13 protein-coding genes and 1 pseudogene are annotated in these 16,556 nt (G+C 45.9%); 8 read left to right on the top strand and 6 right to left on the bottom strand.

What is annotated here, in order from left to right; translation table 11 throughout:
• The 3 genes from C5684_RS07320 to C5684_RS07310 form a co-directional block, all read right to left on the bottom strand.
• A partial coding sequence (locus tag C5684_RS07320; RefSeq protein WP_233708702.1) for a mechanosensitive ion channel family protein occupies nucleotides 1–1,562 on the bottom strand: 1,562 nt, incomplete at its 3' end.
• Nucleotides 1,553–2,566, bottom strand: a complete 1,014-nt coding sequence (gene aroB, locus C5684_RS07315; protein WP_104639892.1) for a 3-dehydroquinate synthase — start codon at nucleotides 2,564–2,566, stop codon at nucleotides 1,553–1,555. The genes C5684_RS07320 and aroB, both read right to left, overlap by 10 nt.
• Nucleotides 2,566–3,987, bottom strand: coding sequence for a COG3400 family protein (locus tag C5684_RS07310; protein ID WP_104639891.1), 1,422 nt, complete (start codon nucleotides 3,985–3,987; stop codon nucleotides 2,566–2,568). The genes aroB and C5684_RS07310 overlap by 1 nt, the downstream gene beginning before the upstream one ends.
• A 55-nt stretch (nucleotides 3,988–4,042) precedes the next feature.
• Here C5684_RS07310 and tgt point away from each other — a divergent pair, with 55 nt between their 5' ends.
• Entirely contained in the window at nucleotides 4,043–5,146 is a 1,104-nt protein-coding gene (gene tgt / locus C5684_RS07305; protein ID WP_104639890.1) for a tRNA guanosine(34) transglycosylase Tgt, read from the top strand.
• Here tgt and ftsZ read toward each other — a convergent pair.
• The 3 genes from ftsZ to C5684_RS07290 are packed head-to-tail and all read right to left on the bottom strand — an operon-like array spanning nucleotide 5,143 to nucleotide 9,138.
• Complete coding sequence (gene ftsZ / locus C5684_RS07300) at nucleotides 5,143–6,276, bottom strand: cell division protein FtsZ (protein ID WP_104639889.1); 1,134 nt, start codon at nucleotides 6,274–6,276, stop codon at nucleotides 5,143–5,145. The two genes, tgt and ftsZ, sit on opposite strands and share 4 nt — an antisense overlap.
• 15 nt (nucleotides 6,277–6,291) lie before the next feature.
• Nucleotides 6,292–7,674, bottom strand: coding sequence for a cell division protein FtsA (gene ftsA, locus C5684_RS07295; protein ID WP_104639888.1), 1,383 nt, complete (start codon nucleotides 7,672–7,674; stop codon nucleotides 6,292–6,294).
• A gap of 3 nt (nucleotides 7,675–7,677) precedes the next feature.
• Nucleotides 7,678–9,138 carry a peptidylprolyl isomerase gene (locus C5684_RS07290; RefSeq protein WP_104639887.1) on the bottom strand — a complete coding sequence of 487 codons (1,461 nt, stop codon included), beginning with the start codon at nucleotides 9,136–9,138 and terminating at the stop codon, nucleotides 7,678–7,680.
• A 101-nt stretch (nucleotides 9,139–9,239) separates the two neighbouring features.
• On the opposite strand from C5684_RS07290, the gene C5684_RS07285 reads away from it, so the two are divergent.
• From C5684_RS07285 to C5684_RS09590, 7 genes and pseudogenes are all read left to right on the top strand, one after another.
• Nucleotides 9,240–10,529 (top strand): adenosylmethionine--8-amino-7-oxononanoate transaminase, encoded by a 1,290-nt coding sequence (locus tag C5684_RS07285; RefSeq protein ID WP_104639886.1) that lies wholly within the window; start codon nucleotides 9,240–9,242, stop codon nucleotides 10,527–10,529.
• A 70-nt stretch (nucleotides 10,530–10,599) separates the two neighbouring features.
• Nucleotides 10,600–11,325 (top strand): UMP kinase, encoded by a 726-nt coding sequence (gene pyrH / locus C5684_RS07280; protein ID WP_006017111.1) that lies wholly within the window; start codon nucleotides 10,600–10,602, stop codon nucleotides 11,323–11,325.
• Nucleotides 11,326–11,350: 25 nt separating this feature from the next.
• Entirely contained in the window at nucleotides 11,351–11,566 is a 216-nt protein-coding gene (locus C5684_RS07275; RefSeq protein WP_013890065.1) for a DNA-directed RNA polymerase subunit omega, read from the top strand.
• Nucleotides 11,553–13,877 (top strand): RelA/SpoT family protein, encoded by a 2,325-nt coding sequence (locus tag C5684_RS07270; protein WP_193365374.1) that lies wholly within the window; start codon nucleotides 11,553–11,555, stop codon nucleotides 13,875–13,877. Before C5684_RS07275 ends, C5684_RS07270 begins: the two co-directional genes overlap by 14 nt.
• A gap of 9 nt (nucleotides 13,878–13,886) precedes the next feature.
• Nucleotides 13,887–15,095, top strand: coding sequence for a tyrosine--tRNA ligase (gene tyrS / locus C5684_RS07265; RefSeq protein WP_013890063.1), 1,209 nt, complete (start codon nucleotides 13,887–13,889; stop codon nucleotides 15,093–15,095).
• An 11-nt stretch (nucleotides 15,096–15,106) separates the two neighbouring features.
• Complete coding sequence (locus C5684_RS07260) at nucleotides 15,107–16,198, top strand: nitronate monooxygenase (protein WP_104629347.1); 1,092 nt, start codon at nucleotides 15,107–15,109, stop codon at nucleotides 16,196–16,198.
• Nucleotides 16,198–16,556: pseudogene (locus tag C5684_RS09590) on the top strand (N-acetylmuramoyl-L-alanine amidase family protein); the annotation flags it as partial. The gene C5684_RS07260 and the pseudogene C5684_RS09590, both read left to right, overlap by 1 nt.

Raw genomic sequence — 16,556 nt, 5'->3', positions numbered from 1 at the left:
GGGGAGGCTGGGGGCTCTGGGCTAGGCTCTTTGGGTTCGGGGTCTTCCTCGATTTTGGGCTTGAGGCTAGCACTCACAAAAATGTCTTTGGATTTTAAAAAGGCTTGCAAGATTTGCAAGGAGATAGCCGAGCGCAAAGGCAAGGCATTGTAAGCATCGGCAAGATAAGAGATAAACAAACGCATCCCGTCTTTCTCAGGCATGATAAAGACTTTGGGGCTAGCATCCACATTGCGGAAGGCGTATTTGGTGCGCATTTTGCTAAATTGGGCTTGTGCCATTTGGCTATAGGATTGGGCGTTGGTGGTGGCAATCTGCGTGGCGATTTCAATAGCCTTTTGGTGGTTAGAATCAAAGGTTAAAAAAAACTCTAGGCTATCCCAAATGGTTTTGCTCCCCAAATGGCTACAATTAGACAAAAGCCCGGTGAAGATGTAATTATTGGGTACAAAAATAATCCGCCCCGCACGCCCGTTGTTTTTGATGTAGGTCGTTATCGTAACATCTTCAAAAATGGTGGTGTAAAGCATGGAAATATCCAGCACATCGCCCACATAGGTATTCCCATCTTTAGAGACTTGTACGCGATCGCCCACATGCAAATTGCCCCTTAAAATCAAGGTCATCCAGCCTAAAACACTCATGAATAAATCCCGCATGGCAATGGCAAAACCTGCACCCATAAACCCGATCGCTGTAACAAGATAGGAGACATTTTCTAGGTAGGAAAACAAGAAGATTAAGACGATCACATTGGCATTGATGAAGTTAATCGCCTTATTAATACTATACGATCGTTCATCATCGTATAAATACTTGTGGCTAAGTTTTTTAAGTCCCCAAGCCAACAACACGCTACACAACACCACCAACAAGACATATAAAAGTTTGAAAAGCTGGTCTTTGATCTGGTCTTTGATACTTTGATCGGCTTCTTGGATGTCTTTAGCATAAGTGTCTAGGCTGGCTTTCAAAAGACTTTGGGCGTTTGAAAACTCAATGATCTTGATTTGTTCTTGGTAGAGAGGAGTCGCCCATTTTTTGGGTTGCAAGGCTTGTAATTCCTTGAGAATCTCTAATTCTTGGGTAAGCAAGTCTAGCACTTGGTGCAAACTCTTTTGATGCCCCTGCATGGTGGTGTATTTGATCTTTAAGGACTTGATAAAAGAGAGCGCCCCGATGATTCCAAGAGGGCTAGTGACATTGGGCATGTTGGTGATGGCGGGCTTTTCAACCAAGTCTTTAAAGGGGTGGGTTTTATAGAGGTCTAAAAGTTTCTCTTGGTGCTGGAGGGCTTGGAGGCTATGTTTAAGCGCATTGATCTCTAAGGGGTCGCCCTTTTGTTCTTGGAGTTTTTTTAATCTCTCTTGGATTTTTTGAATCTCGACAGAAATCCTGCCATAACTCTCAAAATTCTTAAACTTTTTGAGCCAAATATTATCGCTAGTTTCTAGCTGGTGTTGGAGATGAGAGAGTTTGGTTTGCAAGTCTGGCGTATTTTCTGCCCCCAGCATGCCTAAAAAAATCCCCATAACTAAAAGTGCCCTTAACACTAACTCCATGCTTTTAAAACCTCCGTAACGATGTCTTGTGGGGTGTCCTCTATGAGTTGAAAGCCCCCGATCTTTGTAGGCAACACAAATCTAGGGCGATCCACATTTTTTTTATCCATGCATAAATCTTGGTAGAAAGCCTCTATATCGGGCACTTGGTAGCTAAAGTTGAGGTGATAAAACTCTAACAGAGCGTTAATTTGCTCGCTTGTGCGTTTATCAAGTAGCCCTAATTTGACCGCTAGGGCATTTGCCATTTGCATCCCCACCGCCACCGCCTCGCCATGCAAAAAGCCTTGATAATTCTGCTCCTTTTCAATGGCATGCCCGAAAGTGTGCCCGTAATTGAGCCCCATACGCAAATGCGCCTCTTTTTCATCTTGGGCGACCACTTGTGCCTTGATCGCCACACTTTTAGCAATGCCTGACTCTAGGTGTTGCTCTAGGGGGTGGGTTTTGAGCCACTCAAAATAATCTAGATCAAAGCAGACCGCCTTTTTAATCATCTCAGCAATGCCCGCTTTAAACTCCCTTTTAGGCAGAGTTTGTAAAAAACTAGGGTCAATATAGACCGCTTTTGGGGGGTGGAATGCCCCGATTAAATTTTTGCCATAGGCGTTATTAATGCCCGTCTTGCCCCCAATACTGGCATCCACTTGGGCTAAAAGCGTGGTGGGGACAATTTCAAAGCCAATGCCCCTTTTATAAATGGCACTGGCAAAGCCTGTTAAATCGCTCACCACGCCCCCACCCAAAGCCACCATGCAATCAGCACGGCTCAAATTAGCCTCAAAGGCGGACTCTAAAACGCCCTCTAGGGTGGCTTGGTTTTTATGCGCCTCGCCAGCAGGGATCACATGGCTAAAAACTTGGGGGGCATTGATTTTTTCTAGGAATTTGTCTAAATACAAGGGGGCAACTACACTATCACTCACCACCAAAACTTTACCCGTATGACTAATTGGGGGCAGAGCACCAATATAAATAGGATAATTAAGGGTATTAACTAACATCATTCTGCCACCGGGATAAACATTTGGGGGTGCGCATCGCTTAAAAAAGCAATTTGCTCCACTTTGGTAGAAAACATCCAAAAGGGGCGGAGCTGGGGGATACACGACTCAAAGGGTAAAAATTGCAAAACGGGGGTTTCTAGTTTGCGCAAGAATAAAACAGGATTTTTTATATGCGTGCGGATCACCTTGATTTTACGGCTATAAATGTGGGAGAGGTGCTCGTAATTTTTAATCACTTCGGTTTTGTAGCGTTTGTCAGGGTCAAAATCATATAAGAGCATGTCTAAATTCATCTGCCCGCACACATCAAACATCACCGATGAGATGTCCTCATTTTCTTCCATATCTTCGTTTAAGACCACCATGCCCTTTTCAATGCCCCTAAGCCCCTTGGCATTGGTTTTAAAAACCGGCGTGGCGATCTCAAAGAGCACACGGCGGTTGTGGTGGTGTTCAAAAATTTCTTTACCCACTACAGCCAAACCAATCTTTTTTTGGCTATCGGTTTGTAATTTGTCAATAAAATGCATGCCCTGAAAATCCACGATAACACGGGTATCTTGGCATTCCACATTGCGGATTTCTTGCATGACATGCCCATCTGTGGGGTTGAGCACTTGGATGTAGAGCATGGTGCTCTTGAGCTTTTCATGCAAGATGAGGGCTTGATCGATGTCGCGCATGAGGGCGTGCGTGTCTTGCAAGCCCATATCCACATACAAATAAATGTCCCGCCCAAAGGGCACGGGGAATTGCCCCACATTGCTTTTAACCTGCAAATACAAACTATTGAGCGCGTCGGGATTGCCCACGACCAAGAGCTGATCGCGGGGTTGAATCACCATGGAGGAATGGCTAAGATGGAACTCGTTTTTGCGATAAACCCCCACGATCTTATAATCTTTTTGGCGCAGTGATCCCAAGTGTCGGTAAGCAAAGACACTCCCAAAGGGCACGCCAATTTCCATCACCTCGCCTTGTTCTAGCCCGAAGCCTTGCGGGACACTGGGGACATTGGGCAATTTGGCGATGAATTTTTGGGCGATAAACTGGGTGCGATCGATCAATAAGAGGCGATCGTCCTTGATGTCCTTAAATGCGCTGGTATCCTCCAAACTCAAAATCATGCGGATTTCTTTGGTTTTGTTGCGGATGATCTCATAGAGCGCACGCTGTTCTTTGGCATCTTCCATGATGATAAAAATATCATTAACATTGGCATCTAAAAAGGGGTAAAGCTTGTAGGCTGAGGTGGGATCAAAAAAATGCACTTCAAAGGTGCTGGGCAGACTAGCAGGTAAGCAAGTTTGATCTTTAGTGATCACCAAATAAAAGTTATTGCTAAAATACTTGGAAACCACCACTTCCATAAACTTCTTAGCCACCTTGCCCTCTAAAATCAACGCAACCTTCTTCATGCCTTTTCCATGCTATGATCTCTAGCTTTTATTATATAGTAAAAAAGGTGATCTAATGGATTTTTGCTTAGAGGGGCAAGAGGGGCATGCACGCGCGGGCACTTTGAAACTAGCGCATGGCATTGTGCCCACCCCTATTTTTATGCCCGTAGGCACGCAAGCCAGCGTGAAAAGCCTAGATGCGCTAGATTTGCAAACGCATTTAAAAGCCCCGATCATTTTAGGCAACACCTACCATTTATATTTGCGACCCGGAGCCAGTATCATTCAAAATCTGGGCGGGCTGCATGGTTTTAGTGGTTTTCAAGGCAATTTTTTAACCGATAGTGGGGGTTTTCAAGCGTTTTCGTTACACACACACACCAAAGAGCACCCTCAGGGCATTGTTTTTAAATCCCACATTGATGGGAGCACCCACCTTTTCACCCCCTCTAAAGTCCTAGACACCCAATACGCCCTTAATAGCGATATTTGCATGGTGCTAGATGATTTGGTGGGCTTGCCCGCCCCCTTTGAACGCTTAAAATTAGCGGTGCAAAAAACCACACAATGGGCTAAAGAGAGCTTGGAGCACCACAAAGCCCATGCAAGGGCGACAAATTATATTTTTGCCATTGTGCAGGGGGGGGTTAGCCATGAATTGCGCAAAATCAGTGCGTTGGATTTATGCGCTTTGGATTTTGATGGGTATGCCATAGGGGGGTTGGCTGTGGGCGAGAGTGCCCAAGAGATGTATGCGATCATTGAGCACACCACAGAGTTTTTGCCCCCCCACAAGCCCCGCTATTTAATGGGTGTGGGCACGCCCCAAGATTTATTAGAAGCCATTGAGCGGGGCATAGATATGTTTGATTGCGTGATGCCCACACGCAATGCACGCAATGGCACGCTTTTTACCCGTTATGGCAAACTCTCCATTAAAGCACAAGCGCATAAAGAGAGCCCAGAGCCTTTGGATAAAAATTGTTCTTGTTACACTTGCCAACACTATTCTAAGGCTTACTTGCACCATCTCTTTAAAGCTAGGGAGTTGCTCTACTTTAGGTTAGCCAGCCTACATAACTTGCATTTTTATTTGGAGTTGGTGTGGGGGGCTAGGGAGGCGATTTTAAAGGGAGAGTTTGCCGGCTATAAAGCCCGCATGCTGGAGTTTTATTAGTCTTTTTGGTTGCGTAAAAAGGTGGGTTTGTCCAAATCCACGCCATTAAAGGTTTCCCCATTGCTGGCTATTTTCAAATTCTCTAAGGCGCTCTTAGAGAGGCTAAAGGAGGGCTTAGACTCCCCTTCATCTTTATTTTCAATGGGTTTTTCAAAGCCAGTCGCCACAATGGTTACCTTGACATGATCGGTGGGCGTGTTGGTGGAGGTGCATTTCCCAAAGATAATATCGGCATCCTCATCCGCCATCGACTCCACAATGCTAACCGAGTTGGTGATCTCTAAAAGCGGGTAATCTGGATGGCATTCAAAATTAATCAACACCCCCATTGCGCCATTGATGGAAACATTGTCAAACAAGGGGGAGGCGATGGCATTTTCCACCGCCACAGTGGCAGCATTCACCCCCGTAGCCTCACCTATACCCATCAAAGCCAACCCGCGGTGATTCATCACCGTTTTAAGGTCTGCAAAATCCACATTAATATCATTTTCCCCATAGTTGATAATCATGCTCGAGATGCCATTAACCGCCTTAGCTAGGATATTATCTACCTCTTTAAAACTCTCTTTGATCCCAGCGTTCTTGTCAATAAAGCCAATGAGCTTTTCATTGGGGATCACCACAATCGAGTCGCTCACCGCCTTGAGTTCTTTTAAGCCCTCTTCAGCAATGCGGGCGCGTTTTCTGCCCTCAAAGCTAAAAGGTTTGGTCACCACAGAAACCGTGAGCGCACCCGAATCCTTAGCAATTTGGGCGATCACAGGGGCTGCACCCGTGCCCGTGCCCCCACCCAAGCCCGCTGAGATAAAGACAATGTCTGCACCAGTTACCATGTTTTTGATCACTTCCACGCACTCTTGAGCGGCTTGTTTGCCCACCTCTGGTTTCATGCCAGCACCCCTACCCCCGGTGATCTTTTCGCCTAAGCGGATTTTATTCTTAGCTGTAGAGGATTTGAGAGCCTGCCCATCTGTGTTGGCTACAATCAACATGATGTCCTTATAAGTGCCCGTTGCTATTAAATGGGCGATCATATTCGATCCACCCCCGCCCACACCGATCACAACAATCTTTGCCCCATTGGTCTCAAAGATTTCCTCTACGCCTATCTCCATTTCATTCAACATCGCCACAACCCTTCTTCAAAATAACTTAGAGCCCCATTCTCTGATCCGTTGGAAAAATCCTGCCTCTTTAGGCGTTTCATAGGGATACATTATATCTTTTTTCCGCTCCTTTATCTCCTTGTTTGTCTCCCCCGTATGTTTTAAATTTGTCAAATCGGTTTCGATATAGTTGCGTTCAGGCGTGTAGGTAAAAGCGGGCTGGGCGTTCTGCTTGATCTCTTTGTAGCGGATTGTTTTTTCCGAGTCTTTTTCATAGTTGGTATGCCCCCCAGCTCCATATAAGATCAAGCCGATTGCTACCGAACTTGTGGGGTCTTTGAGCTCCTCAAATAAACCACTCACCTCGATGGGCTTGGCAATGCGCACCGGGACATTCCCAAAGATCGCCGAAGCCACATGCCTAATGCCCTCCATGTGAGTCATGCCCCCGGTCAAAACCACGCCCCGCCCCAAGCTATCTTTAAGCTTGCTGCTGATGAGGGCGTTATTAAGCAAGTTAAACACCTCTAAAACACGGGTGTTGATGATCTCATGGACAAATTTTAGCGAAAAGCGGTTTTTTTTGTTTTCTGCCCCCACAGCGGGCACTTCGATCTCTTGATCGCTCTCCTCAGCCATCAAATTACCATATTCGCGTTTGACATACTCAGCAGCCCCTAGGGGCGTGTGCAGCCCAATGGCCAAATCATCTCTGATGTGCTCCGAGCCCACCGGGACATAGCTATTAAAGCGCATCGAAGAGCCCTCATAGACCATGATATTACAAGTGCTCCCCCCAATATCAATGCATGCCACCCCCAAAGCGCGCTCATCCTCACTCAAGGTAGCAATAGAAGCCGCATAGGCACTCAAAACAATGTTTTCAATCTTAACCCCGGCTAGCTGGATGGTGCGCCGTAGATTTTCTAAACTGCTGTGTTGCACGGTAACAATGTGGGTAAAAACCTCCAGCCTAGACCCGCTCATACCCATCGGGTCCTCAATATTGTCTTGATTATCCAATTTGAACTGGTAGGGCAAAATGTGAATCACTTCATGCCCGCTAGGAATAGCCGCATTGTGCAAGGCGGTATCCAGCGCGCGGTTGATTTCTTTGAGCGTGATCTCGTTGTTGGGCACATTGATGATCCCCGAACTATTCACGCTTTGGGTATAAGCCCCCGAAATGGAGACGATCGCCTTTTCCACAAAATCTAAACCCGCCATGCGTTTGGCATCTTCAATGGCTTTTTTGACAATTTCGCCGGCTTGACTAATATTGCTAATACTCCCCTTGCGCACGCCTTCGGATTTTTGCACACTCGCTCCGATCACCTGTGGTGCGCCGTCCTTGATCTCAGCGATGATGGCGCAAATCTTGCTAGAACCAATATCCACACCTAGTATGATCGGATTCAAGACCTACTCCTGCAGATTCTTAGCATAGAGGGTAATCGGATATTGTGCCCTTAGCATGGACACCAGCACCCCATCAAAAGATTGCGCCTTGAGATTGCCAAAGGCTTCTTTTAATGTATGCGTGTCCTTGAGGGTGTGTTTAAAATCTTGGGCGTAGATTTGATAAAGCACCGCCTTAGGTCCCTCTAAGATCACATACCCCTGCTTGTAGGGTTGGTTAAAAATGTGGCGCACCAATTTTTGGGATTGCTCAGGACTCAAATCATGGATACTGCCTTGAAAATCTGAGGTGATGGTGCCGATGTCCTCTCCTTGAAAATTTTTAACCTGCTGGCTGGCTTCTTTCTCTAATTGCTCTTTTTGTTGGATCGCACTCAGAGCAGCGCGCACCTGAGCTTGAGCCTCCTTAAAAGTTTGGATTTGGTTGCTATCCTTAGTGCGCAATTTCACCACCAACCACCCGCCCTCATAACTCTGTGGCTTGAGCACCTCGCCCACTCGCAAGGCTTGGATTTTTTGGTTGATTTCTTCTGAATAGGGTAGGTTAGTCAAAGTTTGGGCGTTGGGCTTGAGGGTGTTTTTTTTGAGTGCTAAATACTTTTCTAGGGCGAGCTCTTGGGCTTTGTGGAGCAAGTAGGCTTGTTGCACCTTGTCTTTCACATGCTCAAAATCCTCTAACTTGCCCCCCTTGCTATAAGCACTCTTATTTTTTTGGTAATAATCTTGCAACTGCTGGGTAGAAACACCCGCTTTCAGCTCCTCAGGCTTAACCTCCACACTCTCAAGAGTGTAGCTGGGGGGTTTCTTGTAGGTGTTTTTGTGTTGTTCGTAATAGCTTTTAAGGTCGCTTTCTTTTAAAACCACCGCTTGGGGTTCTAGAATCTTAATACGCACCTTGTCTTGGAGTTGCAACGCCCATAAGAACGAGTCGAACTCTAAGGGGGTGGTGGCTTTGGGGAAGAGGGCAGAAATTTTTTGCAAGATCAAAGCATTTTTGACATTGTCTTCAAAGGCACTGGGGCGGTAGTGATTCTCTTGGAGGATTTTTTTATACAAATCTTCATCAAAATGCCCGTCTTTTTGGAACATGCTACTCTTTTTGATCTCAGCGATGATCTCATCAGAACTCACACCCAAGCCCAAATCTAGGGCGAGATTTTTCAGTAAGGCTTGGTTGATGAGCACTTGGAGCGCGCTGCGTTCTAAGCCCATCGCCTTAATTTGCTTTTCATCTAAATCTTTGAAATTGGGGATGGATTGGCTATAGGTGTCTATAAGTTGCTTGTAAGCCATGTCTAGCTCTTCTTGGGTGATCAAAACACGCCCGACCTTAGCCACATTCCCGCTTGCAAAAGAAAAATTATACTGCCCCCAGCCAATCATACCCGCTGCCACAAAAGCAATCGTGCTCACCCAAATTGTAACCACAAGGTATTTTTTATGCTTTTGCATCCACGCGATCAAGCCCTATCCTTTGCCCTAAAATTGCCCTAAATGCACTATTTTAATGCAAACTGACTAAAAGCATGCTTTAATTTTAACCCAAATGGACGATATAGGCACTTATGAGTAATGCTAAATGGAATGCCCTAGATTTAAAATATATTTGGCATCCTTGTAGCCAAATGCATGACCATGAGAGCCTGCCTTTAGTGCCTATCAAGCGTGCAGAGGGTGTCTATCTTTACGATTTTGATGGGCGTGCCTATATTGATGGTATCAGCAGTTGGTGGGTGAATCTCTTGGGGCACAACCACCCCTACATTAACCAAAAACTCCAAGAGCAATTAGAAAATTTAGAACATGTTTTGTTGGCAGGTTTTACCCACCCCCAAATTATCCGCCTCTCTGAGCGGCTTTGTGTATTGAGCGGGTTTGAAAAATGCTTTTATGCGGACAATGGGTCTGCTTGTATTGAAGTCGCCCTTAAAATGAGTTACCATGCCCACTTGCTAGAGGGGCAACACAGACCCAAGTTTTTATCTCTTGAGAATAGTTACCATGGCGAAACTTTGGGGGCTTTGAGCGTGGGGGGCGTGGGGCTGTATAAAGACACCTACAAGGGGCTATTTTGCCAGCAACTACAAACCCCCGTGCCCCAAAATGATGCCGATGTTGCCAATGCCCTACAAGCCCTAGAAAAGATTTTAGACAAGGAACACCAAAATATCAGTGCTTTTATTTTAGAACCCTTGGTGCAGTGTGCCGGGCAGATGCACTTTTATAGTGCGGACTTTGTGTGCCAAGCTAGCCAAATGTGCCAAGCTTTGGGCGTGCATGTGATCTTTGATGAAATTGCGGTGGGTTTTGGGCGCACGGGGACTTTATTTGCTTACCAGCAATGCCAAACTAAACCCGATTTTCTATGCCTCTCTAAGGGGATCACGGGGGGGTATTTGCCCCTAGCAGTTGTGCTCACCAAAAATGAAATTTATCATAAATTTTACGCTCCATACACAGAAAATAAAAGCTTTTTACACTCCCATAGCTATACAGGCAATGCCCTAGCCTGTGCGTGTGCTAATGCGACCCTAGATCTCTTAGAACAAGAGCAGATTTTAGAGAAAAACAAGACCCTAAGTTTGTATATCCAAGCTTGTATGCAAGATCATTTGGGGGGCTTAAAAGGGGTAACCAACCTGCGCGCTCAGGGCATGATCTTTGCCTTTGAGTTAGAGGGTTATTGCCCCTCTAAGCGTTTAAGTCTTGCCATTTTTGAAAAAGCCTTGCAAAAAGGCTTGCTTGTGCGCCCCCTTAATAACACGATCTACCTAATGCCCCCCTATGTCATCACTCCAGAGCAAGCCCTCATGGCAGTGCAAGCAATCCAATCTCTCATCTTGGAGCTAACATAACTTTTAAGCATCATTAGAGTATAATGGCACATTTTATAGCGATTTTCTCACTAGAGCCTTAAGGGAGTGCATGCAAAATAAGCAACATAAAAAGAAGCGTGTTTTGGTTAAATTTTCTGGTGAAGCCCTAGCTGGTGAGAGTCATTTTGGGATTGATATTCAGATTTTAAGCTATATTGCCAAAGAAATCAAACAATTAGTCGAACATGGGATTGAAGTGGGGATTGTCATTGGTGGGGGGAATATCATTCGGGGCGTGAGCGCGGCTAAGGGGGGGATTATCCGGCGCACCAGCGGGGATTACATGGGCATGTTAGCCACGGTCATTAATGCGGTCGCCATGCAAGAAGCCCTAGAGCACATGGGGCTAGATGTGCGGGTGCAAAGTGCGGTTGAAATTAAGGAGGTCTGTGAAACCTACATCTACCGCAAAGCCATCCGGCACTTGGAAAAAGAACGCATCGTCATCTTTGGGGCGGGCACAGGCAACCCCTTTTTCACCACCGACACAGCCGCCACGCTTAGAGCCATTGAGATTGGGGCAGATTTGATTGTGAAGGCAACCAAAGTCGATGGGATTTATGACAAAGACCCCAATAAATTTGAAGACGCTAAGAAAATCGACACCTTGAGCTATAATGATGCCTTGATTGGCAATATTGAAGTGATGGATGACACCGCCATCTCTCTAGCCAAAGATAATAAACTCCCCATTGTGGTCTGCAACATGTTTAAGAAAAATAATCTTTTGCATGTGATTAAGGATCAACAGGGTGTTTTTTCTATGGTAAAATAGAACACACTAGCCCAAAAGGATATATTTGAGAACCGAAGAAATTGTAGCCAAAGCCTTAGAAAAAGTGGATAGCGATCGTTATGTTCTGTCAAACTTGATTTTTTCACGGGTCAAACAGCTAGGAGCAGGCGCACATCCCCTAGTCCCCGTGGATACCAAGATTCACAAACTGACAGACATCGCCATTTTAGAAATTGCTGAGGGAAAAATCAGTCTTGATCGCATTGATGGAAGATACTAAGCATGCCCCCTATGGTAGTTTGCTTGAGGTCTTAGAACTTTTAAAAGAGGTTGTTACTCCTAGCGAGGTCATCCGTGTTTTAAAAAACATCGCCCCCATCACGCCTAAGATCGCCCAAGCTCTTGATTTAGCCACCCACTACCACACGGGGCAAAAACGCAAGGGCGGTGCTCCCTACATCACCCACCCCATCAGCGTGGCTTGCATTGTCGCCTTTTGTGAGGGCGATGAGGCGATGATCTGCGCCTCTCTCTTGCACGATGTGGTGGAGGACACGCCTTGCGAACTCTTAGAAGTCCGTGAGAAATTTGGCGAAGATGTGGCTAATCTAGTCGATGCGCTCACCAAGATCACCGAAATCCGCAAGGAGGAATTAGCATTTGACCCCCAAAACCCCCGCCTTGTGCTCTCGGCTTTGACTTTCCGCAAAATCCTCCTCAGTGCCATTAAAGACCCCCGGGCGTTGGTGGTTAAAATCAGCGATCGCTTGCATAATATCTCCACTCTAGATGCCCTCTCACGCGATAAACAAATCCGCATCTCCAAAGAAACTCTAGCCGTCTATGCGCCCATCGCTAGCCGTTTGGGGATGTCCTCGATCAAAAACGAGCTCGAGGAAAAATGTTTTTATTTTATCTACCCCCAAGAATACCAAAAAATCCGATCTTATTTGGATCAAAACAAACAATCCCTATCTTTAAAACTCAACCAGTTTGCCAGCAAATTAGAAAAAATGTTCTTTGAAGCCGGGTTTGCAGAAGGGGATTTTCAGATCGCCACGCGCATTAAGCGCCCCTACTCCATTTACCTCAAAATGCAACGCAAGGGGGCGGTGAGCATTGATGAGATTTTGGATTTAATGGCGGTGCGTATCTTGCTTAAAAATCCCCTAGATTGTTATAAAATCTTAGGGATCGTGCATCTGCGTTTTAAGCCCATCGTGTCGCGTTTTAAAGATTATATCGCCCTGCCCAAAGAAAATGGCTACCAAACAATCCACACGACCATTTTTGATGAATCCAGCATTTATGAAGTGCAAATCCGCACCTTTGAGATGCACATGGCAGCTGAATATGGCAACTCCGCCCATTGGAAATACAAGGCAGGGGGCACAGAACCTGATTCGCTCAAATGGCTTTATAACCTCAAATACCAAGGTCAAGACACCAAAGATAACCCTAGGGAGTTTTACGACCTAGTGCAAAGCGATCTTTACCGCGAGGACATCACGGTGTTTTCCCCACAAGGGGACACCTATAGCCTGCCAGTGGGCGCGATTGTGCTAGACTTTGCCTACATGGTGCATAGCGAGCTAGGCGATAAAGCTGAAAAAGCCTTTGTGAATAACAAAAAAGCCTTGCTCAACCAAGAGCTCAAAAGCGGGGATGTGGTGAAAATCATCAAGGGCAAGAAAAGCATCCCCCGCCACATCTGGATCGACCAGCTCAAAACCTCCCGCGCCAAGAGCCATTTAAAATTGCAAAGGAAAAACCAGCTCAAAGAGATCGATTCTAAAAGCATGGTCAATATCCTCAGCTCCATTTTTGAAACCCCGATTTTTAATGCCGACATGGGATCAAAAAACTACTTGAGTTTTGAAAAAAAGCTTGTAGAATGCGGCGTGGAGAGCACTTTGAGCGAGGCGGCTAAAAGCATTGATGGGTTGAAAAAATTAGTTGAGGAAATCCAAGAGAAAGTGAGGGAAGTCCCCTCTAAGAGTTGTAAAGTCCGCGAGCCCCGCCAGTTTGGCTTTTTGATGAAAAACCTGATGCAATTTAGTTTGGCTAGTCGGGTCTTAAGGCTTTGGACACCCCACATCGGGCTTAAAAAGTCCTACTTGGATAATTTTATCGTCTACACCAACCCGCATGTGTCCATCAAGCAGGTTTTGTTTAACGATTGTTGCCACCCCAAACATGGTGATGAGATCGTGGCGATCATGCCTAATTACAAAGATCATAAGGTCATCGTGCACCATAAGTTGTGTAAGCAGGCGATCATCGATATTGATTTGAGCTTGCCGATGGTCTTTGTGGAGTGGAACAAAAAGAACAAAGAGATTTACAAGGGCATTTTCTACCTTGAAGACAAAAAGGGCGGGTTGCTCCAGTTGCTAGGTTTCTTAGCCAAAAATGATTGCAATATCGTGGGGATCAACTATGCAGGCTATAAAGATAGCTTTTCTTCTCATTGTGAGATATTGTTTGAATACAATGACAAAGAGATCAACACCTTTAAAGAGATTGTTACACGCAAATACCAAGAAAGATTAGTGGGCTTTTCAAGTTTAAAAGACGCTTATCAAGCCTAAAGGATAAACATGCAAGCACAGATCAAAGAAGCAATGGCTGACATCACTAGGGGCATGGGCGAGTGCATTGGGCTAGAATACTTGCAAAGCTTGGTGGAGCGTTTTTACACCACCAAGCAACGCTTTTATGCCAAAGCCGGTTTTGACCCCACAGCCCCGGATTTGCACTTAGGGCATGCTGTGCTTTTGAATAAATTAGCCACCTTGCAAAGACATGGGGCAAGGGTGCAGTTTGTGATCGGGGATTTTACCGCCACCATTGGCGATCCCAGTGGCAAGAGCGAAACAAGGAAAACCCTAAGCTTTGAAGAGGTCTTGATCAATGCCAAGACCTACGAGCAACAAGTGTTTAAAATTTTAGACCCCACTTTAACCGATGTGTGCTTTAATTCAAAGTGGTTACGCCCGCTAGGCGCAGATGGCTTGCTTGTATTGACTTCTAAATTTTCAGTGGCTAGAATGCTTGAAAGGGACGATTTTGAGAAACGCTATAAAGAAAATAAACCCATTAGCGTGGTGGAATTCATGTATCCGCTCTTGCAAGGCTATGATTCGGTCGCTCTAGATTGCGATATTGAGCTGGGGGGCAATGATCAAAAATTTAATCTCTTGGTGGGGCGGTTTTTACAGCGTGCCTATGGTTTGGGCAAGGAACAAAGCGTGCTCACCATGCCCTTGCTAGAGGGTTTAGATGGGACGCACAAGATGAGCAAGAGTTTAGGCAATTACATCGGCATCACAGAACCAGCAGAGAGCATGTATGCTAAACTTTTGAGCATTAGCGATGATTTGATGTGGCGTTATTATGAGCTTTTGAGCGCAAAGAGCAGTGCAGAGATTGCCCAACTTAAAAATGGCGTAAAAAAAGGGGAATTGCACCCCAAAGCGATCAAAGAAAACCTAGCCCTAGAGATCACGACCCGCTTGCACACAGCCAAGCAAGCCCAACACGCTCAGGGCGAATTTGATCGCATTTTTAGCCAAAAGCAAACCCCCAGCGATTTAGAGCAAATGGAATTTGGTGCGGGGATTTGGGTTGCAGAATTGCTCAAACAGGCTAACTTAAGCCCCTCCACTTCCCAAGCACGCCGCGACATCAAAGCTAAAAGTGTCAAAATCAATCAAGAAGTGCTCTTAGATGAAAACTACCATTTTTCTCAAGGAAGTTATGTGGTGCAGGTGGGTAAGCGCAAATTCATCCGCGCCATCATTAACTGAGCGGTAAAAACATGGCTTCTACACTAAAACCGCTCAAAATTGGCAAACACACCATCCAATACCCCATTTTTCAAGGGGGTATGGGTGTGGGGATTAGTTGGGACGAATTAGCCGGCAATGCCGCTAAAGAGGGGGTGTTGGGCGTGATCTCGGCGGTGGGTACGGGCTATTATAAAAACATGCGCTTTGTGGAAAAAATCATCTCTAAAAAGCCCTTTGAAGCCCTTAACTTCTACTCCAAACAAGCCTTACATGAGATTTTCAAAAACGCCCGTAAAATCTGCGGGTCTAAACCCTTAGGTGCTAATATCTTGCACGCCATTAATGAATACGGGCGGGTGGTGCGTGATGCGTGCGAGGCGGGAGCAAATGTGATCATCACTGGGGCGGGCTTGCCCACCAACATGCCCGAATTTACCAAAGACTTCCCTAATGTGGCACTCGTGCCTATTATTTCCTCCATTAAGGCCCTGCATATTATCTGCAAACGCTGGAGCGCACGGCACAAGCGAGTCCCCGATGCGATCATTGTAGAAGGACCTTTGAGCGGGGGGCATCAGGGCTTTAAATACGAGGATTGTTTTAAAGAAGAATACCAGCTAGAAAACTTAGTCCCGGGTATTGTGGAGGCTTCTAAAGAGTGGGGGCATATCCCCATCATCGCCGCTGGGGGCATTTGGGATCGCAAGGACATCGACACCATGTTAAGTCTAGGGGCTAGTGGGGTGCAGATGGCGACTAGATTTCTAGGCACTAAAGAATGCGATGCTAAGGTCTATGCTGAGATTTTACCCTCTTTGCAAAAAGAGGACATCTTGCTAGTCAAGTCCCCGGTGGGTTACCCCGCACGCGCCATTAATACCGGCGTGTTGCAACGCATTAAGGAGGGCAACGCCCCCAAGATCGCTTGTGTGAGTAATTGCGTGAGTCCTTGCAATCGGGGCGAGGAGGCTAAAAAGGTCGGCTATTGTATCGCCGATGGGCTTGGGCGTAGTTATTTGGGCAACCGCGTTGAGGGGCTCTATTTTACGGGAGCGAATGGGTATCGCATTGATAAAATCATCAGTGTCCATGAGCTGGTGCAAGAATTAACACAAGACTGATGCGCTTTATTTGGCTATGTCTTGTGCTGTGCTTAGGTCTAAGTGCCCATGCACTCAAAATCACCCAAATTGTCCCTTTTGGCACTAGCAGTGTCCGCATTAGCTTTAACAAGGATTTCCACCCAAGTGCGTTTAAAACAATCCATTTGAGTCCCTCCAAAGACCTTGTAGAGATCAAAGCCCAACTCTTGGTCCCGTCCAAAATCTATCCCTTTTCTCATAACACTTCGATTAAAATTAGCAAGCATGGCAAACACCTAGCAAAAGTTTTTATTAAGTTTCACAAACACACCCCCTACCAACTCAAAATCACAAACAATCACCTTTATATCTCCCTCTCAAATGCCCCACCCACCCC

This window comes from Helicobacter bizzozeronii (genome assembly GCF_900196775.1).
Classification (GTDB): Bacteria; Campylobacterota; Campylobacteria; order Campylobacterales; family Helicobacteraceae; genus Helicobacter; species Helicobacter bizzozeronii.
This window is presented reverse-complemented; position numbering and strand designations above follow the sequence as displayed.